17 protein-coding genes and 1 pseudogene are annotated in these 25,184 nt (G+C 69.1%); 12 read left to right on the top strand and 6 right to left on the bottom strand.

The genetic code is table 11. The features are described from left to right. Positions 1 to 4: 4 nt before the first annotated feature. From SM793_RS04825 to SM793_RS04815, 3 genes and pseudogenes are all read right to left on the bottom strand, one after another. Positions 5 to 803: pseudogene (locus SM793_RS04825) on the bottom strand (IS5 family transposase). 707 nt (positions 804 to 1,510) lie between these two features. Beyond that, complete coding sequence (locus SM793_RS04820) at positions 1,511 to 2,020, bottom strand: hypothetical protein (protein WP_320436739.1); 510 nt, start codon at positions 2,018 to 2,020, stop codon at positions 1,511 to 1,513. Positions 2,021 to 2,827: 807 nt separating this feature from the next. Beyond that, complete coding sequence (locus SM793_RS04815) at positions 2,828 to 3,358, bottom strand: hypothetical protein (protein ID WP_320436738.1); 531 nt, start codon at positions 3,356 to 3,358, stop codon at positions 2,828 to 2,830. A gap of 1,036 nt (positions 3,359 to 4,394) precedes the next feature. Here SM793_RS04815 and SM793_RS04810 point away from each other — a divergent pair. From SM793_RS04810 to SM793_RS04780, 7 genes are all read left to right on the top strand, one after another. Continuing rightward, positions 4,395 to 4,874 (top strand): hypothetical protein, encoded by a 480-nt coding sequence (locus tag SM793_RS04810; protein WP_320436737.1) that lies wholly within the window; start codon positions 4,395 to 4,397, stop codon positions 4,872 to 4,874. Between the two features lie 261 nt (positions 4,875 to 5,135). Then, positions 5,136 to 6,032: a hypothetical protein gene (locus tag SM793_RS04805; protein WP_320436736.1), complete on the top strand. Its 897-nt coding sequence runs from the start codon at positions 5,136 to 5,138 to the stop codon at positions 6,030 to 6,032. A gap of 169 nt (positions 6,033 to 6,201) precedes the next feature. Further along, positions 6,202 to 7,638 carry a peptidoglycan-binding protein gene (locus tag SM793_RS04800; RefSeq protein WP_320436735.1) on the top strand — a complete coding sequence of 479 codons (1,437 nt, stop codon included), beginning with the start codon at positions 6,202 to 6,204 and terminating at the stop codon, positions 7,636 to 7,638. A gap of 2 nt (positions 7,639 to 7,640) precedes the next feature. Further along, positions 7,641 to 8,390, top strand: a complete 750-nt coding sequence (locus SM793_RS04795; protein ID WP_320436830.1) for an ABC transporter ATP-binding protein — start codon at positions 7,641 to 7,643, stop codon at positions 8,388 to 8,390. Then, complete coding sequence (locus SM793_RS04790; protein WP_320436734.1) at positions 8,390 to 9,700, top strand: ABC transporter permease; 1,311 nt, start codon at positions 8,390 to 8,392, stop codon at positions 9,698 to 9,700. Before SM793_RS04795 ends, SM793_RS04790 begins: the two co-directional genes overlap by 1 nt. Positions 9,701 to 9,915: 215 nt before the next feature. Then, positions 9,916 to 16,551, top strand: coding sequence for a colicin E3/pyocin S6 family cytotoxin (locus SM793_RS04785; RefSeq protein ID WP_320436733.1), 6,636 nt, complete (start codon positions 9,916 to 9,918; stop codon positions 16,549 to 16,551). Continuing rightward, the gene (locus SM793_RS04780) at positions 16,552 to 16,884 is read left to right on the top strand and encodes a hypothetical protein (protein ID WP_320436732.1); all 333 of its coding nucleotides are present in this window, start codon (positions 16,552 to 16,554) and stop codon (positions 16,882 to 16,884) included. A gap of 145 nt (positions 16,885 to 17,029) precedes the next feature. On the opposite strand, the gene SM793_RS04775 is transcribed toward SM793_RS04780, so the two are convergent. Further along, on the bottom strand, positions 17,030 to 17,275 hold the full coding sequence (locus tag SM793_RS04775; RefSeq protein ID WP_320436731.1) for a hypothetical protein: 246 nt from the start codon (positions 17,273 to 17,275) through the stop codon (positions 17,030 to 17,032). Positions 17,276 to 17,604: 329 nt separating this feature from the next. Between SM793_RS04775 and SM793_RS04770 the strand changes: the two genes are divergently transcribed. The 4 genes from SM793_RS04770 (at position 17,605) to SM793_RS04755 (ending at position 22,983) form a co-directional block, all read left to right on the top strand. Continuing rightward, complete coding sequence (locus tag SM793_RS04770) at positions 17,605 to 18,090, top strand: hypothetical protein (protein ID WP_320436730.1); 486 nt, start codon at positions 17,605 to 17,607, stop codon at positions 18,088 to 18,090. A 414-nt stretch (positions 18,091 to 18,504) separates the two neighbouring features. After that, positions 18,505 to 18,990 (top strand): DUF2690 domain-containing protein, encoded by a 486-nt coding sequence (locus SM793_RS04765; protein ID WP_320436729.1) that lies wholly within the window; start codon positions 18,505 to 18,507, stop codon positions 18,988 to 18,990. Beyond that, positions 18,990 to 22,052: a hypothetical protein gene (locus tag SM793_RS04760; RefSeq protein ID WP_320436728.1), complete on the top strand. Its 3,063-nt coding sequence runs from the start codon at positions 18,990 to 18,992 to the stop codon at positions 22,050 to 22,052. Before SM793_RS04765 ends, SM793_RS04760 begins: the two co-directional genes overlap by 1 nt. 448 nt (positions 22,053 to 22,500) lie before the next feature. Beyond that, positions 22,501 to 22,983 (top strand): hypothetical protein, encoded by a 483-nt coding sequence (locus SM793_RS04755; protein ID WP_320436727.1) that lies wholly within the window; start codon positions 22,501 to 22,503, stop codon positions 22,981 to 22,983. A 372-nt stretch (positions 22,984 to 23,355) separates the two neighbouring features. On the opposite strand, the gene SM793_RS04750 is transcribed toward SM793_RS04755, so the two are convergent. Continuing rightward, positions 23,356 to 23,976, bottom strand: a complete 621-nt coding sequence (locus tag SM793_RS04750; RefSeq protein WP_320436726.1) for a CRISPR-associated endonuclease Cas1 — start codon at positions 23,974 to 23,976, stop codon at positions 23,356 to 23,358. Positions 23,977 to 24,113: 137 nt separating this feature from the next. After that, positions 24,114 to 24,410 carry a hypothetical protein gene (locus SM793_RS04745; RefSeq protein ID WP_320436725.1) on the bottom strand — a complete coding sequence of 99 codons (297 nt, stop codon included), beginning with the start codon at positions 24,408 to 24,410 and terminating at the stop codon, positions 24,114 to 24,116. A 146-nt stretch (positions 24,411 to 24,556) separates the two neighbouring features. Between SM793_RS04745 and SM793_RS04740 the strand changes: the two genes are divergently transcribed. Continuing rightward, positions 24,557 to 25,096, top strand: coding sequence for a hypothetical protein (locus tag SM793_RS04740; RefSeq protein WP_320436724.1), 540 nt, complete (start codon positions 24,557 to 24,559; stop codon positions 25,094 to 25,096). Positions 25,097 to 25,184: the final 88 nt, after the last annotated feature.

The following is a 25,184-nucleotide window of genomic DNA, read 5'->3' as shown; positions in this document are numbered from 1 at the left end:
CATCTCATTTGGTGATCCTGCAATGGCAAATCACGGCTGCGGCGATGCTGACGAACGCTGCGAAGTGGGCGCCCTTCCGTTCGTAGCGACGGTGGAGCCGGCGGAAGCCGCCGAGCCAGGCGACGGTGCGTTCGATCACCCAACGGTGCCTGCCGAGCCGGGTGGAGGACTCGATGCCTCGGCGGGCGATGCGGGCGGTAATCTGGCGGCGCCGCAGGTAGGAGCGGATGAAGCGGTGGTCGTCTGCTTTGTCGCCGTGCAGCTTGCCGGGCCTGCGCCGCCTCGGGCCGCGCCGCGAGCGGATCGGCGGGATGGCGTCGACCAGCGGTATCAGGGCCTGGCTGTCGTGGACGTTGGCCCGGAGATCGCGAGCGAAAGGGGCAGACCGGTGCGTTCGGTGAGCAGATGGATCTTCGACCCGTACTTGCCCCGATCGACAGGATTCGGACCCGTCGGCTCCCCCTTTTCAGGGCCCTCATGTTCACCGAGTCGACCGCGCACCTCGACCAGTCCAGTTCGCCCCGCGAGCCGAGTTCGTCCAGGACAACTCGGTGCAGCTTGGCCCGCACCCTCGCCTTGCTCCACTCTGTGAAGCGCCGATGGGCAGTGGGCCCTGACGGGCCGAAACACGGCGGCAGCTGAGCCCACGTACAGCCCGACGTCGCAACGAACACGATCGCCGCCAGCACCTCGCGGTCGCCGTGCCGCCGCCGGCCGCCGCCCTGCGGGCGCGTCGGCGCCTCCGGCACCACCAACTGGAACAGCTCCCACAGCTCGTCCGGCACCAGGCGCTCCACGATCATCACGCCCGCAGTTTACCCAACCCCGCCAAATAAGATGTCTTCTTAGTCGACTTTGCCGCATGCTCAAAGCATCGGCGGCATGACGATCTGTCATACCGCTGCGCCTCATCTACCTCGCCGCGGCCAACGCCCTGGCGCTCCTGCGCCTGCTGCCGATGAGCGATCGTGAGAAGTCCACGAGATCCTCGTGCTCGGGCACCAGCTCCTCATCCTGCAGCGCCGTGTCGGCAAGCCGAAGTTCACCGACACCGACCGCGCTGTCCTCGCTGGCCCGAGCGGCCACACCGAAACCGTCCCGACCGGGGCCGGAGCGGCCTGCAGGCTCGAGGAACAAGCACCGCGCCAGGCACTGCGGCATCGGCGAGACCGTGAAACGCGCCGAGCGGATCAAGGATCACCAAACGCAGCGAGGTTGAACGCCAAGCTCAGTGCGGCCGGGGCGATTGCGGGCCGGCCATCCACGCCGCGGCGGTCGGCAGTAGCCGGAGCAGGGAGGGCCCCTCTGCCGGTATATGGCCAGGGCTTGGGTGGCGGTCGGAATCGCAGCTCGGCAAGGCGGTTCGTGGCGACTCACTGAGCGGCCAGGTGCTTGTCCGGCTCGGTATTGGTCAGTTCGCCGGTCCATGTGTCGGTGGCGAGCGCGAACCGTGGTTGTGCCCGAACTTCGCGGGTGGGTCGGGCGGAGCTGACGCAGCCCCGTCGCCAGGTCAGTGGTAGACGTCCACTACGATCCGGTTGGGGCTAGTGAGGGTGAAGACGTTATAGCTTGTGCAGTTGTCGAGCGAGAGCCCGAAGTCGGTGTAGCCCTCGAAATCGCTCAGGAGCTGGACTCCCTTGAGCGACGGGAGCGCGACGGGGAGGATGGTCGGGGTCGTGTAGGACCGAGAGCCGTCGTCGTAGGTAGTGTGTGAGAAGAATGTGTGGAGCATCAGGTACGACTTGCCGGGTATCTGGACAACCTTTGTGTCACCGCTCCCGCCGACGGTGTACTCGCCGGTAGACGAAATACCGGCCTGCACTGTGGGCAGTTCCGAGCCGCCGACATCGAAGACAAGACGGTCGAAACCGGTGTGAGTACCCGCGCGGGCGTCCAGATAGCAACTTTGCGTGCACGTCGTTACCGCGCCGGCGGGTGAGGCACCGATGAGCGTCGCGGCAGCCAAGGTAGCGGCGGCGATTGTTCCGGTAAGGCCATGGCGGGTCTTGAAAACAGGCATCAGCGATCCTTTCGAGGTGACTATCTGCGGAGTACTTCGATTGGGTCGATCCGGGCCACTCGTGACGCGAGGTAGAGGCATGCAGGTATCTCGATGACCTGCGCGGGTATGACTACTGCCGATTCGAAAGAGTTTGTTGAAATTCCAACGAGATCGGAGCTTTCGACATGGGGCGACAAGCACGTTGATCAGACGGCAAACTGTGGCCGCAGCTTGGGTCGAGCACTCCAACAGTGCAGGTATTGGAGTTGCCGAGCGACCGTTAGTAGCCTAGCGGATGATGAGAGGCGTGCGTCTGTCAATTGCAAATCGCACACATAATATGCCGCTGACCTGCAGGGACGAGCAGGGATTGACCGGCATGAGATCACCTTCCGCTTTCTGGGGGCGGCGAAATATCCGTTTAGGGTGCTTTGAGTGATTAAGGGGCCAGGGGCGGTTCTTGTCTCTCGGGGTCCATATGAGCCCAGCCCACCAAGAATTGATTGGTTTTGGGAAGCGGTCAGGCGGGAAGCGGTCGATCCCCCCACACACATTTCGCCTAAAATGCGGACCAGGGATGTCTACTGTCCGGTGAGAAATGTCAGGGCCCACCGAATCGGATCGGGGATCGACAGGAATCGCGATGCTTGCGGCTGGCCGGTAGGATTTTGACGGCGCCTCCGCGCCCCAGTTCCTTGTGGATATCACGGATCGGCGACGTTCTCACTGCGAGGGCCAGCGGCTTGACCGCAACTCTCTGGAAGAACGGCAATCCCCTCCTCACCTCTGTCCGAATATGCCTGGACTGGGAGCCCGCCAAGCACATCAGCTGGAAAACAGGTACGTGGCCTCGGCCTCAAACGGGATATACCCCACCTCGTCGATCACGATCAGCGGGTAGCGGTCGAGCTTGACCAGCTCGTCTCGGAGCCGGCCGGCATGGTGGGCGGCGGACAGGGGCCGCCTGGCGCGAACGCGACCCGGCGGCCGGCCTGGCAGGCCCGGACGCCAGCCCGGCCGCGATGCGCGTCCCGCCCGCGCAGGCGGCCCCAGGAAGATCGCGTTCTCCTTGGCCTTGAGGAAGTCCAGTGTTCCCAGGTGGGCGAGCTGCCGGCGCGTGATTCCGCGCAAATGGGCGGGGTCGATTCCTCGATCGAGCAGGGGTGAGCGGCCCGACTGGCCGTAGCCGAGCGGGATGTCGACCGGCGGGAACCACAGGTCGCGCTGGGCGAGCTCAGCGGGCTGGCAGACAGTCCGCGAGAGCGGGTCGACCGACAGGTAGGCGGGACGCACTCTGTGCACGCGCTCCTTGGGGATGGTCATCCCGCACTCCCAGCCGATCCGCTCGGCGATCACGGTCGCGGGCATCGTTTCGCGGTCTGCCTGCGCAACTCGCAGGTCGTGGGCTCCACGGCGTCCACCGCCGAGCCCTTCAGTGGTCGCTGGTCGACCGGCGGCCGATCGGTAGCCGGGGCTCGTTTCACCTTGTTCTTCGAAATACCCAGGTGCCGGGCGATCCCCTGGATCGGCATACGCTCGCCCGCTGCAGCCGGCGGATCTCGGCCCGATCCTCCATAGAAATCACCCTCTCCTCTTGGCCCTCAATGAAGGTCGGGATGATCAGAGGATCGCGAGGTGGGCCACCGCTGATCCGCCGTCCAGCGGCCTTCAGGTTCTGGATCATTTTGGTGTCGCGCGGTGTGCTGTTCATGGGTGGCCTGTTCAGTGCGTTCTCGTGCGGGGCGTTGCGCGGTTGGGTTATGGGGTGTCGCGTCCGGCTGCTTCCGCCTCCACCTGCAACTCGCCGGCGACCCGTTGTCAGCGCCGTGCTCCGATCGTGCACCAGCGGCCTTCGCCGACCGGTCGTCGGCCTTCCCGTGCGACTGCGAACAGTACAACCGGAAGAGGAATCGCCAATTCCAGGCAGCCCCGACAGAAGAAGATGCACCAACTGATACTGGACAAATAACGCGGCATCAAGCGTTGACCGGCAGCGAACAATATCCACATCACCGTCAAATTGTTAAATTCTCGGCAGGCGGCCGTTCAAATCTGTCGAAAAATCAACCCATCCCCCCCAGGACACCATGACCCAATTCTGGCATGTCAGTAAATTTTACTCCCACCTAGGGCCACGCGATCGACAGAATCGGCCATCGAGAATCAAGCCACTATCAGCCCATACGGTATATGTCCGATTTCTGCCCACCTTGGCGATGATTCAATGGGTCCGCACACGACCTGGTCGGCGACCATCGCAAGGAAGGGAAGCCGGCCCCCTGTCGCAGCAGTGGGAGGATCAGCAGAGTCCGCTCGGCACTCCTGAAAATCCTGGCCTCGACGGCCATCGGGTCGAGTTTAATCGATCTTCGAGAACAAGAAAGGAAATGCTATGAATCTCAAGTCGAAAAGCATTGTGCGGGGAGCGATACTCGCCGCTGCTCTTACCAGTTCGCTGGCCTTTGCAGACCAGGCGAGCGCTGCCGACTACTTCGTGTCGGACAACTGCCTCGTCAATACGAATCCCGACTGCACCACGGGAACGAACGTGCTGTACGTCTTCTACAACTCGGTCGATTCGAACGGCTATACCGACAGCGCTCGCGCGAAGTTCCTCGGCAACGTTCCCGACTACGCCGGGGCGGGGGTCAACATCCACTACATCTTCTCCGGCAACTCCGGGAACGGCGTGGCCGTGAAGAACAATGCGGCGTCCGTGCTCGGCTGCTCCTCCCAAGCGAACTACCGGGTCTACCTCTACTCCAACTACGGAGGCCATTCCCAGTACATCTCGGGCAACTACGGCTGCAGCAGGGGCGTCAACCTCGACTCGCAGCTCCACAACGACAACGCCTCACAGGCCTGGGCCTGAGAAGACGGCCCCCGAGCCTCCGAGCGGACCACCGGAGTGCTTCACCCGCAGTCCTCGGACTTTCCAGGTCGGAGACGGTTCGCCCGGCCCGGAGACGGTTCGCCCGGCCCGGGGTCGGGCCGGGCGGCCGGACCGGCGATGTCGTCGGAACCGTCACATCCTCCGCACCACGACCGACGTCAACCTTCGCGAGAAAGTGACCCTATGGCCGGTACACCGCTTCACCACCGCTTCCGGGCTCTCCCCGGTACGGTCATCGCGGTGCTGATCGCGGGCAGTGTGGTCCTGGGCATCAGTGCCTGTTCCGGATCGCCCATGACCGGGCAGGCCGCCATGTCCAAAGACCGCCCCAACGCGACTGCGCCGCCACCCTTCCCGTTGACCGGTCTGACCAAAGGGCTGATGCTCCCGATGTCGGCGTACATGGAGAACTACTCGCAGCGCCAGACCATCGACAGCGCAGTCAACCGCTTCACCCGTGACTGCATGGCGCGCTTCGGCTTCTCCTACAATCCGCCGCCAGCCGACGGAAACCCCGCGAGCATCTACGACGACACCAACATGGTGCGCCGGTACGGCATCACCGACCGCGAGTCGGCAAGCAAACTCGGCTACCACCTGGGGAGCGAGTCCTACACTCCGCCACCCGTACCAAGAATGAGCGCCGCGGAGGTCGCGGTCTTCAGCGGCCATGTGGAGATGAAACCGGGAGCGTCTGAGGCCCCACCGACCCTCAACGGAATCCCCATTCCCCGGGAGGGCTGCCAACGGGAGGGCCTGGACAAGGTCGGAGCAATGTTGGACACCACCCTGTCGGGCCGACTCGACAGCGAAAGCTTCGACACCTCCAAAGCCGCCCCCCAGGTACAGGCGGCACTGGGCCAGTGGTCCTCCTGCATGGCGGGCAAGGGTTACACCGTCGACCTTCCCGAGAACGCCTTCAGGCTCGCGCCTGCCGGCGGCTCCGGGGCGGTGAGTTCGGCCGAGATCGCCGTCGCCCTCGCGGACGTCGACTGCAAGGAGACGGTGAACCTGGTCGGCATCTGGTTCGAGACCGAGAGCCGGGTCCAGCAGGGGCTCATCGAGAAGAACCAACTCGCCCTCACCGAGCTCCGCGACCGGATCAACGCTGCCGTGAAGGCCGCCACCGCCCGGTGAACGGCCGCGCAGCTCCTGGGAGGACATCCCGTCCTCACCTCTCATTCCGTGCATTCGTGGTTGGCCGGCGACAGGAACGAGCGAAGTGAACGTCATGGAACAAGCCGGAGAGCCGTCCGAGCCGCCGACGGCGTCCGGGGCGCGGCTGGTACGACGCAGGCGGGCCATCATGGCAACCGCGCTGGGCGCCGCGCTGGTGTCGGTCGGCGCGATGGCCGGCTCGTCCTTTGTCCGGTCCCCCGCGCAGGCGGCGGCCGACTCCGGGCCGCCGCAGGCCAGCACCGTGACCACTCCGGTCACGTCACAGGTCCTGCGCAGCACCGTGGTGCTGCGCGGCACGTTCTCGGAGGGGAAGAAGACCTCCGTGACGCCCACGTCGGTCGCTGCGACGGCCGGCAACCCCGGCGGAGCGAACGCGGTCGTCACCCGTCTCCTGGCCAAGCCCGGCGACGAGGTCAAGCCCGGTGTCCCGCTGGTGGAGTACTCGGGCCGTCCGGTGTTCGCCCTGGAGGGCCCCCTGCCGTTCTACCGCGATCTGACGCCCGGTGAGTCAGGCGCCGACGTGGAACAGTTGCAGACCGCCCTGGGCAAGCTGGGCCACGACGTCGGCTCCGACACTCCCGGGACGTTCGGGCCGGGGACGAAGCGGGCCCTCACGGCGCTGTACACGGCCATGGGCTACCAGGTCCCGATCACGGGCGCGACCACCGCGGCCGCGGTGAAGGCGGCCCGTCAGGAGGCGGACCAGGCCAGGGCCGCGTTGAAAGAGGGGCAGAAGCCGGCGCCCTCGACCACGACGGCTTCCGCTCCGTCCCCGGGCGCCACCCCGGACGCGAGCGGCGGAGCCGGTCCCGCGAAGGCACCCGATCCCACGAGGAGCGCCGGGCCAGGAGGCGGTGCGGCTCCCACCCCGGACCTCACGGCGCTCCGCCAGCGGGTCACCCAGGCCGAGGAAGCGGTGCGGCAGGCGGAGAGCGTCGACGGGCCGATGCTGCCCGCTTCGGAGTGCGTCTACCTGCCCTCCCGACCCACCCGGGTGGCCGCCCTGCCCCTGGAGGTCGGCGACCCGGTCAAGGGGCCGGTGATCACCCTGGCGCGGGGCGACATGCAACTGATCGGAATGCTGGAGCCGGCGCGCGCAGCCCTCGTCCAGCCGGGGATGCCGGCGCAGGTGCTCTCCGAGACCCAGGGCCGGGAGGCGAAGGCCACCGTGGCATCAGTAGGGGAGCTGACGGCGCCCGGTGACGTGCCGCCGGCGGCCAAGGGCGGTGAGCCCACCGGCCCCCCGGCGCAGGCGGTCAACGGGGGAGCCGCCTACCTGCCGCTGGCGATCAGTCCGGCCGAGCCCTGGGACAAGGCCTGGGCGGGCCGGGAAGTCCGGATCACCATCACCTCCGCGACGACCTCCGGGCCCGTCCTGGCGGTGCCTGAGGCGGCGATCTTCGCCGGAGCGGACACCCGCACTCACGTCACCACGGTGCGGCAGGACGGTACCCGGCAGTTGGTGAACGTCACCACCGGGCCGTCCGCCGACGGCATGGTCCAGGTCACGGCCGCCGACGGCGGGCACCTGGTGCCCGGTGACCAGGTGGTGATCGGCGAGTGAGGATCACCACTGTCCACTCCACAGACCCCACCCGCACCGCGTCACCGGCCACGGCGGATCCGGTGATCGAGCTCGTCCAGCTCGCCAGGTCGTTCCCGGGCCCTCCGCCGGTCGATGCCCTGCACCCGACCGACCTGACCGTCCGGCAGGGCGAGTACCTGGCCGTCACCGGTCCCTCCGGCTCCGGCAAGTCGACGCTGCTGAACCTCCTGGGCCTGCTGGACCGCCCCACCTCGGGCATCTACCGCTTCTGCGGAACGGATCTCCGGGAGCTGGACGAGGCCGGGCGTACCGCGCTGCGCGGACGGCGGATCGGATTCGTCTTCCAGTCCTTCCACCTGGTCCCGCATCGCACCGCCGTGGAGAACGTCGCCCTCGCCCAGCTCTACGTCACCGGCACCCGGCGCGAGCGCCGGGGCGTCGCCGAGGCCGTCCTGCGGCGGGTCGGGCTCGCCCACCGCCTCGACGCCCTGCCCACCACCCTCTCCGGGGGTGAGCGCCAGCGCGTCGCCGTCGCCCGGGCCCTGGTCAACGCCCCGGACCTGCTGCTGTGCGACGAACCCACCGGCAACCTCGACTCCGGCACCGCCGGGACGGTGCTCGACCTCATCGACGACCTGCACGGCGACGGCGTTACGGTGATCGTCATCACCCACGACCCGGGGGTGGCCGCCCGGGCCTCCCGCCGGGTCGCCATCCTGGACGGGCGGATCAGCCACCGGCAGGACACCGCCCACGGGCGGGACACATGATGCCCCAGGTACCTCCGGGCCGGGCCCGACGGCTCCGCGCCGCCGTCCGCGACCGCAGGACCCGCCGGGCCGGGTACACCCGCCTGGGCGTCCACGACCTCGTCAGCGAGGCTGTCACCGGTCTGATCCAGCGACCGGCCAGATCCGTGCTCACCATGCTCGGAACGGTCCTCGGTGTCGGGGTGTTCGTCGCGGTGCTGGCCCTGACCACGACCGTTACCCACCAGATCGGCAAGTCCTTCGACCTCCTCCAGGCCACCACCGTCACCGTCACGGACACACCGACGAAGGCCCCGAAGACCGCCCTCGTACCGGGGGAGGAACCGCGCACGGGCTTCCCCTCGGACACCGACGCGCGGTTGGCGCGGCTCAACGGGGTCGTCGACGGCGGCCTCTGGTGGACCGTTCCCCTGCGCAGTCCCGCCATCGGGGCCAAGCCCGCCGGGTCCGCCGCAGCCCCGGGCGGACAAGGCGGCGGAATCGGGCTGTACGCCGCCACTCCGGGTGCGCTCGCCGCGATGCAGCCCACCGTCAGGAGCGGGGTGCTGTTCAACTCCTTCCACCAGGAGCGCGGGGAACAGGTCTGCCTCCTCGGTTCCGCGGCGGCCCGCCTGTTGGGCATCACCCGGGTCGACAGCCGGCCGGCGGTGTTCGTCGAGAACACCGCCTACACCGTGGTGGGCATCATCGCCGAGACCCAGCGCCTGCCCGAGTCCCTCCTCGGCGTGATCATCCCTGCCGGTACCGCGCTGACCGCCTACGGCCCGCCGAACGACCGGCCGGCGCAGGCTGTCGTCCACGTCCGTCTCGGAGCCGCCCAACTGATCGCAGACCAGGCGCCGCGGGCCCTGCGTCCGGACCAGCCCCGTCTGCTGAAGGTCGCCGCCCCGCCCGACCCGCGCTCCCTGCGGGACCAGGTCAGCACCGACCTGTCGGGTCTGTTCCTCCTGCTCGCGGCGATATGCCTCGCCGTCGGCGCCCTCGGAATCGCCAACACCACCCTCGTCGCCGTCCTCGAACGCACCGGAGAGATCGGACTGCGCCGGGCACTCGGCGCCCGCCCCCGTCACATCGGTGTCCAGTTCCTCGCCGAGTCCACCGCTCTGGGCACCCTCGGCGGGCTGATCGGGACGAGTCTCGGTGTCCTGAGCGTCATCGCCATCGCCGTCGCCAAGCGGTGGACCGCCGTCATCGAACCGGCCACTGTCCTGCCCGCGCCGCTCATCGGCGGTCTCGTCGGCCTGGTGGCCGGCTGCTACCCCGCGCTTCGGGCGGCGCGCATCGAACCCCTCGAAGCACTGCGCCGGTGACCGCGGACACACCGCTCGCGGTCGCGTCCACATGGTCGCCCGGCGCAGCCCGGGCTGGCCCGTCGGAAGGGAGGGTCCGGTGGATCCTCCTCCAAGGGCCGGCCGCTTCCCGTCCATCGAACGCAAATGAGAGGTACCACGTGTCCCTGCGCAAACGGCCGCTCCTGGGATTACCAGGGACGGCTTTCCTCAGCATGGCCCTGATAGCCGGAGTGATGTCCGCGACCAGCCCCGCCCAGGCGGCGGCCCCGCCACAACAGCCGTCGGCCGCCGCGGCCGATGGCGTCCTCGGCCCCGCCGAGGACGTCCTGGTCAACGGCTGGGGCGACGACTCGGGCTACCACATCGACGTGGCCACCGGCGCCGGCGGCTACCGGTGGCGCGAGGTGGCGCTGCTGCGGCCCGCGGGTATCGACGACGCGTCCTGGACGGGCTACCAGTGCGTGTCCGGCGACGGCAGGTTCGCCGCCGTCGCGGTGCTGCCCGCCGGCGCCGTCAACCGGGCCGAGGCCCGTGACCACGGAGCCCTCGCGTACTCGGTCGACCTGTCCAGCGGCGTGGTGAAGCCAGTGGCCTCCGGGGTCGCGTTCAAGTACCACTCGCCCGGCTGCGGTACCGGGCAGACCGCTACTTTCACGGTCAACCCCGGAAGCGATCAGCGGCTCACGCAGGTCCTGACGGTCGATCTGCCGACCGGCGAGATCAAGGAGTCCACCACCGTGGTGGGCCAGGTGACGTCTGTGGTCCCGACCCCCGGCGGCCCGGTGGGCGCCCAAGGCGCCTCCCTGGTCCGCCTTCCCGCGTCCTCTGCCGAGACCCCCGTCGAGCCGGTGCGGATCGCGCAGGTCGACGGCCTCGCCCACGACCTGCGCCCTGCCACCGGCGGCGGGGTCGACTTCGTCGTGCACAAGGACGGCCGGCCGACCTCCGCCCTGATGCACGAGCGGGACGGCAAGCTCTCCACCCTCGGCGAGGGCCCCAGCGACGCGCTACGGCTGATGCAGGGCCGGGGCGGGAAGTCCGTCGCGCTGGGAGCCACCAAGCTGGCCGAGAAGTCCGACATCCGCTCCGTCTCCACCGGCAAGCTGCCCCTGGGCGCCGCCGACGTGTCCCTGGACGGCGCCGCCCTGCTGGGCCTGGGGCCGGACACCGCCGTGTCGGCCCCGCTTCTCGTCGCGACAGCGGGTGACACGCTGCTGAAGCGGGACGCCGCCGACCCCGCCGCGGTGTCTGTGTCGAGTGCGGTTCCGGCCCTCGCGCCGGCTCCGGCCGGAGCCGTGTCGCCCTCCACTGCGTCTGCGGACAAGGACGCCCCCGCCACTGAGGGACCGGCCGCTCGCGGCACCGGGGAGTCCCCCGCCGTCGCCGATCCGGCAGCCGCACCGCCGGCCACGCTGGCTGCTGCGGCGCCCAAGTGTGCGGTGGACCGGCTGGCCGAGAACCGGCAGGTGATGCAACCGGGTACCGCGCAGGCGTCCTGGGCCATCCAGATGGCCGAGCAGGGCATGCTGACCGGCGCCGCCTACACCCGCCCGGCCGGGTACGCCAACCTGGGTCTGGCCGCCTACGCGCCGAACGGCGACTTCGCCCGGGTCCCGCTCAAGCACCCCGCGAGCGACACCTTCGACTCCGTACCGCGCTCGGTCTACCAGGCGATCGTGGCGCAGGAGAGCAACTTCAGCCAGGCCTCCTGGCACGCCCTGCCCGGTATCGCGGGCGGCGCGCTGGTCGGCGACTACTACGGCGCCGGCGGCTCCATCTCCAAGATGGACTACGCCAAGGCCGACTGCGGCTACGGCCTCGGCCAGGTCACCAACGGCATGTCCAAGGGCGACACCGTCTACTCGGTCAACGGCCAGACCAAGATCGCCGTCGACTACCAGGAGAACGTCTCCGCCGGCCTCCAGATCCTGGAGCGGACCTGGAACCAGCTCTACGACGCCGGCATCACCGTCAACGGCGGCAACCCGCGCTACCTGGAGAACTGGTACCTGGCCGCCTGGGCCTACAACTCCGGTATCCAGCCCACCGCCGCGTTCGGCAACACCACCGGCTGTGTGCCGAGCCCCACCTGCACCAGCGCCGAAGGCAACTGGGGCCTCGGCTGGGCCAACAACCCCCGCAACCCGGACTACCCGCCGACCCGCGCGCCCTACCTCAAGAACTCCTACGCGGACGCCGCGCACCCCGGCAACTGGCCCTACCAGGAACGGATCATGGGCTGGATCGGCCAGCCGATCCTGCGCTTCAACCAGCCCGCCTACACCAAGCCCGACTACCACGGCGGCAAGACCTGGCTCCAGATCCCCCCGGTCACCGCCTTCTGCACCACCGACAACAACTGTGACCCCACCGGGGCCGCGAACCCCAAGTTCTGCACGCTGGCCAGCTCCCAGTGCTGGTGGCACCAAGCCGTCACGTTCATTCCCGACTGCGCCACCACCTGCGCGACCAGTGCCTACACCGTCGGCGCCGGCTCGACGGAACCGGCCATGGTGATGCCGCACCCGCACCCGCCGACCTGCACGCTGGACTCCTCGAAGGTCGGCAACGCCGGCTACGGTGCTCCGATCGTCGTCGACGAGGGGCAGACCCAGCCACCGCTCAACCTGGTGGGCTGCGGCGCGCCGTCCAACTGGTCGCAGGGCGGCACCTTCACCTACGGGTACGGCACCAACGCCGCCGGTGACAAGATCGGCGCGATCGACACCCATCAACTGGGCGTCGGCTTCGGCGGCCACATCCTGTTCACCCACACCGAGGACGGCTCCAACCCGGACCTGATCAACATCGGGACCTGGACCCCGAACCTGCCCAAGCTCCAGTACTACAAGATCAAGATCCATCTCCCCTCGACGGCGGCCACCGCCACCAATGTCGTCTACACCGTCAACCCCGGCGGCGGCGCGGCCCCCTGGAAGATCCGGGTGAACCAGAACTGGGGATCCGAGGAATGGGTCACCATCGGCACCTTCGCGATGCAGAACGGCGGCACCCTCCAGCTCACCAACAAGAGCGAGGTCACCGGCGCCGGGAACATCAACTACGCCGACTACGACGTCGCCTACGACGCGGTCGCGTTCGTCCCGATGGGCGGTACTCCCGGCCAGCCGATCGGCGGCCCGCCAGGGATCAAGGACGCGCCCAAGGGCAGCAATCCCTCGTGGGTGCAGTGCGGCTGCGTGCGCCGCACCGCCGGCGACCCGGTCGACACCAGCACCGGCTACTTCGGTGAGACCTTCACCGACCTCACCACCCCGGGCCGCGGCAAGCCGCTCGACTTCACCCGCACCTACGCCTCCGCCGTCGCCGACCCTGCCGGCCCGGCCGGCGCCCTCGCCTCGGACGGGCCGTTCGGCTGGGGCTGGACCCACTCCTACAACCTGAGCACCGTCACCGACCCGGCCACCGGCAACATCACGGTCCGCCAGGAGGACGGCTCCCAGGTCGCCTTCCTCAACAACGCGGGCACCTACGCGCCGTCGGCGCCGCGGTTCAACGCGACACTGACGAAGAACGGCACGAGCTACACCTTCACCCGCAAGTCGAAGGAGGTCTTCACCTTCGACACCGCCACCGGACGGCTGCTCCGCGAAACCGACCTCGCCGGCAGCAAGGCCTCACCGCCCTACGCCACCACCCTCGGCTACGACGGCGCCGGCCACCTCAGCACGATCACCGACCCCGGCGGGCGCAGCTACACCCTCACCTGGACCGGCAGCCACATCACGGGCCTCGCCGACGGCTCCGGACGCCAGGTGAGCTACGGCTACGACGCCGCCGGCAACCTCACCGACGTGCTCGGGGTCGGCACCACCCGCACCCCGGTGGTCAAGGACGACGACCACTTCCAGTACGGCTACACCGCCAACCACCTGCTCAACTCGATGCGTTGGCCCACCCAGTACGGTTCCACTGCCACCCCCGCGTCGGCCGTCTCGATGACCTACGACGCCGCCCAGCGGGTCCTGGTCCAGACCGACCAGCTCGGCGGAGCCACCACCTTCACCTACGGCCCCGACAGCGGCGCCAACCTGGCTGCCGGCCAGACCCTGGTCACCGACCCGGCCGGCCACAAGACGCTGTACACCTATCAGAACGGCCTGCTCCAGTCCGAGACCAAGGGCTACGGCACCACGGACGCCGGGGCCGCCACCTACACCTACGACCCGATCAGCCTTGGCATCACCAGCATCGCCGACCCGCTCGGCAACCTGCAGACCTTCAGCTACGACGACCACGGCAACCAGACCTCGGCCAGCGACGCCCGCGGCTTCACCACGGCCAACGCGTACGACGGCAATGACAACCTGATATCCACCGTCGACGGAGGCGGGCTCCGGACCACCTACGGCTATGACGAGCCGGGCCACATCGCGGCCACCGGAAGCGGCTTCGGCCTGCTCACCAGCGTCACCCGGCAGCCCAAGGAGGGCTCCACGGCCGCCCGCCAGGCGAACCTCTACTACGACGACAGCGCGCACCCGGCCGACGGCACCCGCGCCGTCGATGCCCGCGGCAACACCAGCAGCAACACCTACGACAGCGCCGGCAATGTCGTCAGCAGCACCGACCCCGAGAACAACCAGACGAAATACGGCTACGACCTGGGCCGCGGGAAGCTGACCTCCGTGGTGTTACCGGTCGGTGTCGCCGCGGGGACCACGCCTGGCTGCGCCCCGCCGGCCAAGGGCTGCACCGCGTACTCCTACGACGTGTGGGGCAACCTCAGCAAGGTCACCGACCCGCTCGGACACTCCACCTCCGGCACCTTCAATGCCGACGGCGACGAGACGTCGACCACCGACGCCAACAATCGCACGACGACCTACGCCTATGACCCGCTGGGTCGGAGGACCTCCGTCACGCGGCCGGACTCGACGGTGATCACGACCGTCTACAACCCGGACGGAACAGTCGCGAAGACGGTGGACGGCCGGAACTCGGAGACCCTCTACGGCTACGACGGACAGCTGCGGCAGACCACCCGGACCGACCCGCTCGGCCGGAAAACCACGGCCAGGTACGACGCGGCCGGCAACCTGCTGACCCTCACCGACCAGGCGAACCAGGTCACCACCTACACCTACAACCCCGTCGGCCTCCCCACATCCGTCAGCTACTCCGACGGCACCACCCCGAACGTCACACAGATCGGCTACGACGAGACGGGGCACCAGACCTCGATGGTCGACGGCTCGGGGACGAGCACCCGGACCTACACCCCGTTCGGGGAACCGGCCTCCCAGACCAACGGCGCCGGAGCGGTCGTCGGCTACACCTACGACGCCAACGGGAACCAGGTCACCACGACCTACCCCGGCGCGGCCGGGCACACCGTCAGCCGCACGTTCGACAAGGCCAACCGCCAGACCAGCCTCCAGGACTGGAACGGGAAGACCACCGCCTTCGGCTACAACGCCGACAGCCTGCAGACCTCGACCACCTATCCCAACGGAACCGTCGCCACCACCGTCCGGGACGACGCCGGGCAGCCCGCGTCGGACACGCTCGCCAAGGGCACGAGCACGCTCGCGGCCCTGACCTACACCCGCGACGCCGCGGGGCAGCTCAGCTCGGAGACCCCGGTCGGCGTGCCGGGTGGATCCCGGACCTTCGGCTACAACTCCCTGAAGCAGCTCACATCGGCCACCACCGCGGGATCGGCCGCCACCGCGTTCGCCTACGACGCGGCCGACAACCCGGTCCAGGTCGGCGACACGAAGCAGGTCTTCGACGCGGCCAACCAGCTCTGCTGGTCGGTGGCCGGAACCGCCCCCGGCAACCCGGTGTGCGGAACCAGCGCCCCCGGAGCAACGTCCTACTCCTTCGACACGCGGGGCAACCGCACCGGTAGCACGTCGAGTGCCGGGACCACGGCCTACGCCTACGATATGGCGAACCGCCTCACCTCGGCGACCGTGAACGGCACCACCAGCACCTACGGCTACGACGGGAACGGACTCCGCTCGTCGAAGACGGCCGGAGGATCCACCACGTCCTTCGTGTGGGATTCGCAGGACGACCCCAATCTGCTCTTCGACGGGTCGACCAGCTACATCTACGGCCCGCACGGGGTTCCCGTCGAGCAGATCACGGCCGGCGGCACGCAGTGGTTCTTCCACGACCAGCTCGGTTCCACCCGCGCGTTGACCGATGCCGCCGGTGCGGTCGCCGGCACCTACAGCTACACCCCGTACGGCACGACGAGCGGACATACCGGCACTGCCGCGAGTGCGCTCCAGTTCCAAGGCCAGTACTCCGACGCCGAGACCAGCCTGATCTACCTTCGTGCCCGGTACTACGACCCCGGCACCGCGCAGTTCCTCAGCGTCGACCCGGATGTCAAGCAGACCAACAGCACCTACGGATACGCCTACAACAACCCGCTCAACAAGATCGACCCCAGCGGGAAGTGGGGGTTCCTGGCCGTCCTGGGCGGGGTCGCGGCGGGCCTGAGCCTGCCCGAGGTCGCGGTCGCCGTGGTCGTGGCGGTCGCCGTGACCGTGGCGGTCTACTACGTGGCTTCGGCCATCAACGACCGGATCAACCAGGTCTCGTCGATGGTGGACTCGTACAACTCGACCAACTCCACCGCCGCGTACGTGCCGCCGCCCGCGAACCTGCCCGCCTTCCCTGACGCCAAGCTGGTCCCCCGAAAGACCCCGGTCAAGAACGGCGGGGGGCTGCGGAAGCGCTGGAAGGACAAGGACGGCTGCATCTACGAGTGGGACTCCCAACACGGAGCCGTGGAGAAGTACGATAAGAAGGGCAAGCATCTGGGTGAATACGATCCCGACACCGGCGAACAGACCAAGCCCGCGGACAAAAAGCGCAAGGTGGAGAAGTAGATGTGGTACCTGGAGTGCTTCTCGCGCAGCACGGAGGAGCTGATCGAAGAGATCGCCCTGACCTCGGTCAACGGCGAGAAGGTACGCGCCCTGCTCTCCCTCCCGGACGACGAGGACGTCTACGCGGGCGGATACCCCGTCACCGGGGAGGTGCTCGATGCACTCGCCCGGCCGGCCGGGCATGCGCCCCGGCCGGACGCGGAGTACTTCGTCGCCTACACGGCGCCGCGGATCCCCGTGTGGACCTCGGGAGAAGAGCCGGCGGTATTCTGGCGGGACGGCGTCCTGGTGAACCTGAACGCCACCCGGGAGCCCGGTCCGACGGACACCTGACCTTCCCGCCAGCAGACTGATCCGTCCCGTACCAGCACCAGCCGGCCCCGCTGGTCCCCAGTCCCCCCGGGGGCCAGCGCGGTCCGTCGTCGAGCGGCGTCGGCTTCATGGCGCCGCTCGACCGATCCGGTCAGCTGGTCGCCGGTCATCGGACCGACACATCGATGTCCTTGACGTCGCCCGCGGCCGGGTCGCCGTCCGCCTGCGGGAAGAGGTCGACCGATCCCAGCGGGGCGGTGCCGTCCTTCGACGGGGCGAGCGCGAACGCCCGGCCGGTGAACCGGCCCTTCACCGTGCTGCTCCTGAACACCTTGCCGATGGCCGCCGACACGTCGTACACCGTCGTGTCGCCACGGCCGTCGTCTCCGACGTCGCTCCGGGTGAACACCACGTTGTCGGTGCTTCCGCACCCGGGGAGAAGTCCGCAAGCTCCGCCCCGGCGACGTCCTTGGTCACCTCGCCGGTGGTCGGATCACCCCTGCGGCGAACGCATCCTTCTGCATCATCGCCGGCTTGTTGGCCGCCATGGACGGGACGTAGACTGCGGCCGCGTACCGGCCGGAGCCGGTGGCGCACACGTAGCCGGTCCACAGGCGATTTCGCCGAGCGCGTTCTCGCGCAGGATGTGGAAGCCCGCCGAGTCGCCGGTCCCCATTACCGGGAGTCGGACGCCTTGTGCCAGCCCGACCGAGCTGCTCGTCCGACTGAAGAAGCGTTCGGATGCCAATGACCGACGGGAAGGACCTCGTCCAACGGCTGGTCGGCCAACCGTGCGTGGACGTCTACCGGTTCGGGGACATCGGTGTTGTCGACTTCGGCGGGACGGTCACGCACCCGCTGGGCGCCTCCGGGGAGGTGTCGACGGGCAGTGAGTTCGCCGTCCACGCCCAGTGCCCGTTCCGGCTCGTCCAGCACGAGAAGGTCTTCCTCGGCTCCGACGACCTGGTGCCGGCCCGCACGGGCGTCCCGCCCCAGGGCGAGGACGAGCGACTCCAGTTCGACACCGGTGCCGAGGTGCTCCGGGAGTTCCTCGGCCGGATGGCCCCGCGGGTGCAGTCGGTCGAGCGGGCGCCCGAGGGCGACCTGCGGATCGTGCTGGAGCACGGGATCAGGGTCGACGTCCTGCCCACGAGCTCGAAGCGCAAGGAGTCCTGGCGCTTCCTGATCCGCTTCGGCGAGCACGTGACCTTCCCGTCGATCGACTGACCACCGCCTCCCGACCAGCCGGGCCGTCCCCCGGATCCGTCCGGGGGACGGCGCGTTCCGTTGGGCGACATGGCGGGTCATGGCCGCACATGCCTCGATTTCTAGTGATCATCCCGTCTCTTTTCCGACCGACCGGATAGCTCTTCCGAAAAGGTCCATTCGTCAGCAAACGAAATGGAAAAGGTGAGGTGATCATGGCTAAAAGAACTCCTTGCGGAGTCGATCACCACTTGGTGAAGATGTGTAGTCGATCCTCCCTGGGGCGTCGGTGTTCGACGACGATGGATCGGTTCTGTCGCAGGTATCCGTGCCGCTTGTCCGAACGTGGTTTCGCGCGGCGCCGGTCCCAGGCCGCCGCCGGGCGGCAAACCGTGGACCAGACCCGAAGGACGAAGGATGAGGACCTTACGTGCCATGGCGCGAGTCGCCGTGGGCGCGACGCTGCTCGCGGCGGCGCTGCTGCCAGCGGCGCCGGCACACGCGACGGCGTCGTGCAAGTACAGCACCTGCGAGGGCGGTGACCCGGACGCCTCCGGCTGCCGCGAGGACGAGGAAGTACTCCAGACGGTGAACGGTCAGAATGCCGCCGTCAAGTTGATGCGCTCGCGCGCCTGCGGAGCGACCTGGGCAGAGGTACAGGTGCTCCAGGGCAGCAACTACGCGTACGCCTACCTCTGGTCCATTTCCGGGGACGGCGGCATCGAGAACGCCAAGGGGACCACCGTCGGGTACGAGTTCCGCGCGAGCTACCCCTACATGGCGTGGAGCAAGATGCGGGACTGGCACAAGTCCGTCCGGGTCTGCGACCAGTACGGCCCGGAGGACCGCGCCCGCTGGTTCGTGCCCAGCCCCACCGGCGGCGACGACAACCTCGGATCGATCTGCGGGCTGTGGTTCTGATGACACGAAACCCCTACCGTGCCGCGCTCCGGCGGCCGCACCGCGCTCTGACCGCCACCGCCCTGACGGCGGCCCTCGCCGCCGCGGTGCTGCCACAGGCCGCCGCCCAGCCCTCGGCGCCGGCGCCGAACACAGCCCCGGCCAACGCGGCCGTTCCCGCCCCGGACGACAAGCTGGGCCGGGACTGGAAGAAGTCCAAGGACGTCCTCGTGACCGGGGTCGGTGACGAGAACGGCTTCCACCTCTACCGCGCTCCGGAGAACAAGGCCTTCACCTGGGAGACCCTGGCGACACTGACCGGGCCACTGGCCGAGGGCGGCAGGTGGAGCGGTAACGTCTGCGTCACCGGCTCCGGCCGGTACGCCGTCGCCGTCTACGCGCCGACCGCGGTCGCCAACCGCGCCGAGGGGCTCGAACAGGGCGGCTACGCCGCCGTGGTCGACACCGTCACCGGCCAGGCCCGGAACGTCACTTCCGGCGTCTCCCTGGCCTATTTTTCGCCCGCCTGCGGCGCCGGCGACCGCGTCCTGCTGAGCCGCTACAGCGGGCCGGAGGGCAAGACCACCGAGGTGCTCACCGTGGACGCCGGCACCGCCAAGGTCACCGGCACGGTCCGGAGCGAGGAGCAGATCACCAACCTCACCCCCTCCAGGACCGGTGACTACGGTGTGGCCAGCGGCTCGGTGGTGAAGATCGGCTCCGACGGGCGGACCGCCCCGGTGGTCAAGCCCGCGGGCGCCGTCTTCGCACTGAACGCCGCGCCCGACGGCGGACTCGACCTGATATCCGCCAAGGAGAAGCGCGCGGTCGCCGAGCACTGGTCGCCCGATGGGCTGACCGGCCTGGGCGACGCCCCGCTGGACCGGCTGCAGCTCTTCCGGCTCGGCGACGGCCGCAGCGCCTTCGTCGGCGACGTCGCCGGCCTGAAGAGGGACGCCCCCGGCACCCCGGCCGCACTGCCCGCCGACCAGCAGGTCGCGGCGGTGTCCCAGCAGGGCCACCTGCTGGCCGAGAGCATCGAACCGGCCTGGGCCAACCGGGTGGCCGCGCACGGCGAACCGCTCGACGCGGCCGCGCGGCAGGTCAAGGCGAGCGTGCGCGCGGTGCACAGCGGGGCCCGCTCCAGCGGGACCGTGACCACCGACCCGGACGCACCGACCCTGCTGACCGGCGGGGTCGGCGGCACGACGGCCGGTGCCGAGGGGAATGCCGCGCCGGAGGCCACGGCGGCGGACGGCGCTCCCGAGAGCGTCGCCGCGCTCACCTCGGAGGACGGCTCCACCTGGGGCGACGTCACCGGCGGCCTGGTGAGCACGGATCCGGCCACCGAGGCCAAGTGGGCCACCCCCAAGTGCGCCGTGAAGCGGAACGACCCGAACGCCCAGGCGCTGCAGCCGACCCCGGCCATGGTCCAGTGGGCGGTGGACAGGGCCGTCACCAACAGCTTGAACGTCCAACGCCCGGCGAACTACTTGGGCACCGGACAGCCGGCGTACACACCGCAGGGGATGTTCCCCGAGCCCGGCCTTGGAGCGCAGAAGGAGAAGGGTCTGGTCCCCGCGCAGGTACTGCTCGGCCTGATCGCGCAGGAGAGCAACCTGTCTCAGGCGACCTGGCACGCGGTGGCCGGCGACGCGGGGAACCCACTGACCGGTGTCTACTACGGCAACGACAACCTGCTACGGAGCAGCGCCGACGCCGCCGCAGGCCGGACCGTTCCGGTCGCCATCAACTACAGCAACGCGGACTGCGGCTACGGCATCGGCCAGATCACGACCGGCATGACCGCCACCGACACGACGACCTGGACCGCGGCGCAGAAGACCGCGATCGCGACGGACTACGCCGCCAACATTGCGGCGGCCCTGCAGATGCTCGAAGGCAAATGGGAGCAGCTGCGCACGGTCGGCCTGCTGCCCAACGGGGGTGACCCCCGGTACATCGAGAACTGGTACCTGGCTCTCTGGGCCTACAATTCCGGCTTCTACCTGCAGGGCGGCGATCCGAACGGCTGGGGGCTGGGCTACCGCAACAACCCGTCCAACCCGATCTACCCGGCCAACCGCCAACCCTTCCTGCGGGCCTCCTACGCGGACGCCGCGAAGCCCTCGCAGTGGCCGTACCAGGAGCGGGTGCTCGGCTGGGCGGAGCGCCCACAGAACGACTACAAGGGCGCGATGGCCTACCTCCAGCCCACCTACTCGTACCTGCACTCACTCAACCTGTCCACCAACTACGGACTGTTCTGCGGCTCCGGGAACAACTGCACCCCCGGCACCGGGTGCCCGGCACTGAACAGCACCTGCTGGTGGCACGGACCCGCGGTCTCCTGGATCGGCGCCCCAATGGACGTGAACGCGAGCATCCAGCGGCTCGCCTACACGACGTCGGACCCGGAACCCGCGATGGTCGCGCGCTACCCCAAGCCGGACTGCACACTGCCGTCGACCTGGGACGCGGCCCAGACCAGGGTGGTGTACACCCAGCTCAGCCCGGCGAAGAACGCTTACAGTTGCAACGGGCGGATCCAGGACGACGAGAGCAAGTTCACCCTGCGCACAGGCGACAACTACTCCCACGCCGCCTACCTGGCCCAGATCGATCTGCACCAGTTCGGCGCCGGCTACGGCGGCCGGATGTACTTCACCCACACCTACGACAACGGGACCGTCACGCAGCCGCAGTACGTGAACTACGGCTGGTACAAGTCGCCTCCCCAGATCCCGAAGAACATCTCGCACAAGGTCGTGGCGACCTGGACGCCCGAACTGACGCTGCCCGCCTACAAGATCTTCATCCACCTCCCCACCCACGGGGCGCAGGCGACCAACGTGCCCTACTACATCTACTCGGGCTGCGGCACGATGGGGCAGGGGCTCATCCCGAGCACCTACTACCTGGACCAGTCCCAGAGCAAGACGGCGGGGCAGGGCTGGTACCAACTCGGCACCGGAACAGTGCTGTTGTGCTCCGGCGCTCGAGTCCAAGCGAGTAACCTCGTTGATGCGGGCGGCTTCAGCGGGCCGGACATCGCGATCGACGCGGTCGCCTTCACGCCCTGACCCGACACGTCCCGACCGGGCAGGGAGCTCCGCGCTCACTGACCGCAACCCACCAGCCGGGTCGACACCCTTCCCGGCCGGCATCCGAGAGGCTGATCACGTGACGTACCGAAGGCGCCGGTCCCCGGTGGCGCTGTCAACCCTGCTTCTGGTGGTGGCGCTCCCGATCGCCGGGTGCTCCTCCTCCGGCACGAAGCCGCCGAACGCGGCGGCCGGGGAAACCCGACAGGTGTCAGGCACAGTGTCGTCACCGGCGAACGGCGCCTCCGGTCCGGCCTCGTCGGCGGCCAGTCCAGCGGCTTCCTCGGCGGCCGGCTCGGCGGCCGGTCCGGGAGCCGAGCCGGCCGCACCGGCCGGCGAGCGGCCGACCGCCGTTCCCACCCCGGCCGTGCCCTTGCCGGGGACCGGGGCCCGGCCGACGGCTGTCCAGCCGCCGGAAGCGGTGCCGATGGCTGAGCAGACGCCTCACTGGCGAGGTTCGGCCCTCCCGGGCCCCAAGGCCGACACCGTGGCCGAACGGCTGAAGCAGCAGTGGGGGCTGGAGTTCCACGTCCAGCAGGTCCGAGCCGTCAGCGCCGGGCTGCCCGGCCACGTCCGGTACGAGGCGCTGAAGGAGTTTCCCGAGGCGTACAACTTGATCGTCATGATCCAGGCCGACGGGGACGGCCGACCCAGGAACATCGTCCTCGCCGCGAACGGGGCACCGTCCGCGGCGATGGCAGCCACCCTGGCGCAGGGCTTCGACCTCAGCCTGGACGGCCACGCCGGTGACGAGCGGAAATCCTGGGTCCAGAGCCAGTTCGCGGCGTACGGGCAGTCCACCCAGGTCTCGCCCATGGTCCCGCGCCGGACGGACGGGGAGGTGACCACCTCCCTGAGTGTGGCGTCCGACCACACGACCCTCCAGCTCAGCGGCTCACTCCCCTCGTAGCAGATGCGGATCCGGCTGCCGTTCCGATCGCCGGGGCGGCAGCCGGGCCCGGATGCCATGAGCTCGGCACGCCTACTCGCCCTGCTGCCGATGCCCCCCAAAAAAGGCACCCCTGAGGTCGGCTCAGCGTTTCGAGCCGCTCCGGCCTCCGGGTCCGACAAGTACCCGGGATTCACGGCTCACAGCTGACACCCGATAAACGTGCGGCCCGTCGCGACGGAAGACGCCTCAGGTTCCACTGGCATGCCCGTTTCCCGCGAATCAGGGCCCGTTTCTGCGCTGACGAGGCGACCGGTTCGCGATCGGCGACACGCGGATTCCCGGATGGATGAACAAATTCCCCGCCACGGCCGGGTCGCCTGATCCGTGGCCTTACCGATCGTGTTGCCAACTCTCCAAGGCTAATGTGGTTACCACCAGGGTCGGAAGGGCTTGTAGAGGTGTCCTCCAGGCAGAGGCGGACGAGTTTTTTGAGGGCTTCGAGGTCGATGAGTTTCTCGTAGCTGACCTGCCGTTGGGGGTGCGGTGGTAGACGGTGGTGGCGAGTTCGTCGCGGACGAGGGCGGCGATCTTCTTCCGGCCGTCGGTGCTGAGGGAGGCGCGGCCGACGTCCGTCTCAAAGTCGTCGCGTTTGAAGCGTTGCTGGCTGGCGGCTCGTCGTAGGAGGCGTTCGGAGAAGAGGGGTTTGACTGGTTCGGCGAGGGCGAGGGCGAGAGTGTTGCGGCGGCGGTCGGTGTCGGCATGGACGAAGCCGATGGCGGGGGGAGGGGGGGTGGAGCGCAGGGCGGGTAGGACGAGGGCGTTGAGGTAGCTGATGAAGGCGTTATCGGCGTTGGTGGGGGGGGTCGGCGGGTGCGTCCATTGAGGCGCAGCCAGGTGGGCAGGCGGCCTGGGTCTGCGGAGGTGGTCGAGGAATTGGGGGTCGTCATCGAAGATGATCTCGGCGGCGGGGTCAAGGGCCTGGTGCAGCATGGCCTGGACGACGTCGGCCATCGGCTGCTCGTTGACGGCAGCGGCCCGGTGGGCGGCCTCGTCGTGGTCCCTCTTCGCGGTGGCGTCGGCCCACTGGGCAATTCAGGCCTTGGTGACGTGGCAGGCGTGCGCCCGGCCCTTGGCCAGCAGGCCTCGGTTCAGGTCGAGCAGGTCGATGGGGCCCGGCCCCCGGGGGTGAGCGGGTGGTACTGGCCGACCGCCAGGACCAGCCGCAGGTGCGGTGTCGGGTCCTCGGCCGTGGGGTCGATGAGCAGCGGCTTCCCGTCGGGGTCGAGCGGGAAGACGGCCTTCTTGAGGTGGCTGTTGCACAGTGAGCAGGCGAGGACGTGATTGGTCCAGTCGAAGGCGCTTACCGGGTGCCGGTGATGGACGCCGCGGCCCTGGTACGGGCGAGCGTGACTCGCGTAACGATGCCGGCACGGACCAGTGCCCACAGCGCTTGCAGGAATCGGCGCAGCGGTCACCCGCCCCGCCGCCGGGCGCCCGGATTCGAGGGACGTCGAAGGGCTTTGCCCGGGCGCGGCGGGCGCGGTGAGACTGGCCGGGCCCAGGCAGGTACGACTTCGGGAGTGTGTACGTCATGAGAATCGCGAGATCCCTCGTCCCCCGCGCCGGTGTCGCGGCCGGTGCCGTGCTGATGGCAGCCGGCCTGCTGGGCGGTCCCGCCCAGGCCGCCGGCGGCGCCCCGGCCGCGAGCGGCCCCGCCGGAGCCGCAGCCGCGGTGTCGACCGTGTCGAACGCCGACCAGACCGTCATCCGCGCCACCGCCGGCCTGAGCCCGGGCCAGAGCTGGTCCTCGCCGGACGGCAGCACCGTGCTGTTCCAGCAGTACGACGGCCACGTGGTGCTCTACAAGAACAACGTCCCGATCTGGACGGCCGTCGGCACCTACGGCCTCGGCTCGTACTTCTACGTCCAGGCCGACGGGAACCTCACCGCCTACGACGCCGCCTGGCGTCCCCTGTGGGAGAGCCGCACCGCCGGCCACCCGGGCGCCTACCTCGCCGTCCAGAACGGCGGCAACCTGGTCGTCTACTACAACCAGCGGGCGCTGTGGTGGTCCAACTACCGTCCCGCCGACGCCGACCCCGAGTGCCGCCCCGGCCGCATCTGCCCGTAGCCCGGTACCGCCACGCGTGCCCCCGCTCCTCCCGGACAGCGGGTCCGGGAGGAGCGGGGCTCCGGCGCGGGAGGTCGGACCGGCCGAC

This window comes from Kitasatospora purpeofusca (assembly GCF_034043715.1).
Taxonomy (GTDB): domain Bacteria; phylum Actinomycetota; class Actinomycetes; order Streptomycetales; family Streptomycetaceae; genus Kitasatospora; species Kitasatospora purpeofusca_A.
The sequence above is the reverse complement of the archived record's forward strand: the minus strand, read 5'-3'. Positions and strand labels throughout refer to the sequence as shown.

What these genes read in the sequence shown, in the direction of transcription:
- SM793_RS04820 (WP_320436739.1), bottom strand. Translation starts at nt 2,020, where the DNA reads ATGCCTGTTTTCAAGACCCGCCATGGCCTTACCGGAACAATCGCCGCC.
- SM793_RS04810 (WP_320436737.1), top strand. Translation starts at nt 4,395, where the DNA reads ATGAATCTCAAGTCGAAAAGCATTGTGCGGGGAGCGATACTCGCCGCT.
- SM793_RS04800 (WP_320436735.1), top strand. Translation starts at nt 6,202, where the DNA reads ATGGCAACCGCGCTGGGCGCCGCGCTGGTGTCGGTCGGCGCGATGGCC.
- SM793_RS04790 (WP_320436734.1), top strand. Translation starts at nt 8,390, where the DNA reads ATGCCCCAGGTACCTCCGGGCCGGGCCCGACGGCTCCGCGCCGCCGTC.
- SM793_RS04785 (WP_320436733.1), top strand. Translation starts at nt 9,916, where the DNA reads ATGTCCGCGACCAGCCCCGCCCAGGCGGCGGCCCCGCCACAACAGCCG.
- SM793_RS04780 (WP_320436732.1), top strand. Translation starts at nt 16,552, where the DNA reads ATGTGGTACCTGGAGTGCTTCTCGCGCAGCACGGAGGAGCTGATCGAA.
- SM793_RS04770 (WP_320436730.1), top strand. Translation starts at nt 17,605, where the DNA reads ATGCCAATGACCGACGGGAAGGACCTCGTCCAACGGCTGGTCGGCCAA.
- SM793_RS04765 (WP_320436729.1), top strand. Translation starts at nt 18,505, where the DNA reads ATGGCGCGAGTCGCCGTGGGCGCGACGCTGCTCGCGGCGGCGCTGCTG.
- SM793_RS04760 (WP_320436728.1), top strand. Translation starts at nt 18,990, where the DNA reads ATGACACGAAACCCCTACCGTGCCGCGCTCCGGCGGCCGCACCGCGCT.
- SM793_RS04755 (WP_320436727.1), top strand. Translation starts at nt 22,501, where the DNA reads ATGGCTGAGCAGACGCCTCACTGGCGAGGTTCGGCCCTCCCGGGCCCC.
- SM793_RS04750 (WP_320436726.1), bottom strand. Translation starts at nt 23,976, where the DNA reads ATGGCCGACGTCGTCCAGGCCATGCTGCACCAGGCCCTTGACCCCGCC.
- SM793_RS04740 (WP_320436724.1), top strand. Translation starts at nt 24,557, where the DNA reads ATGAGAATCGCGAGATCCCTCGTCCCCCGCGCCGGTGTCGCGGCCGGT.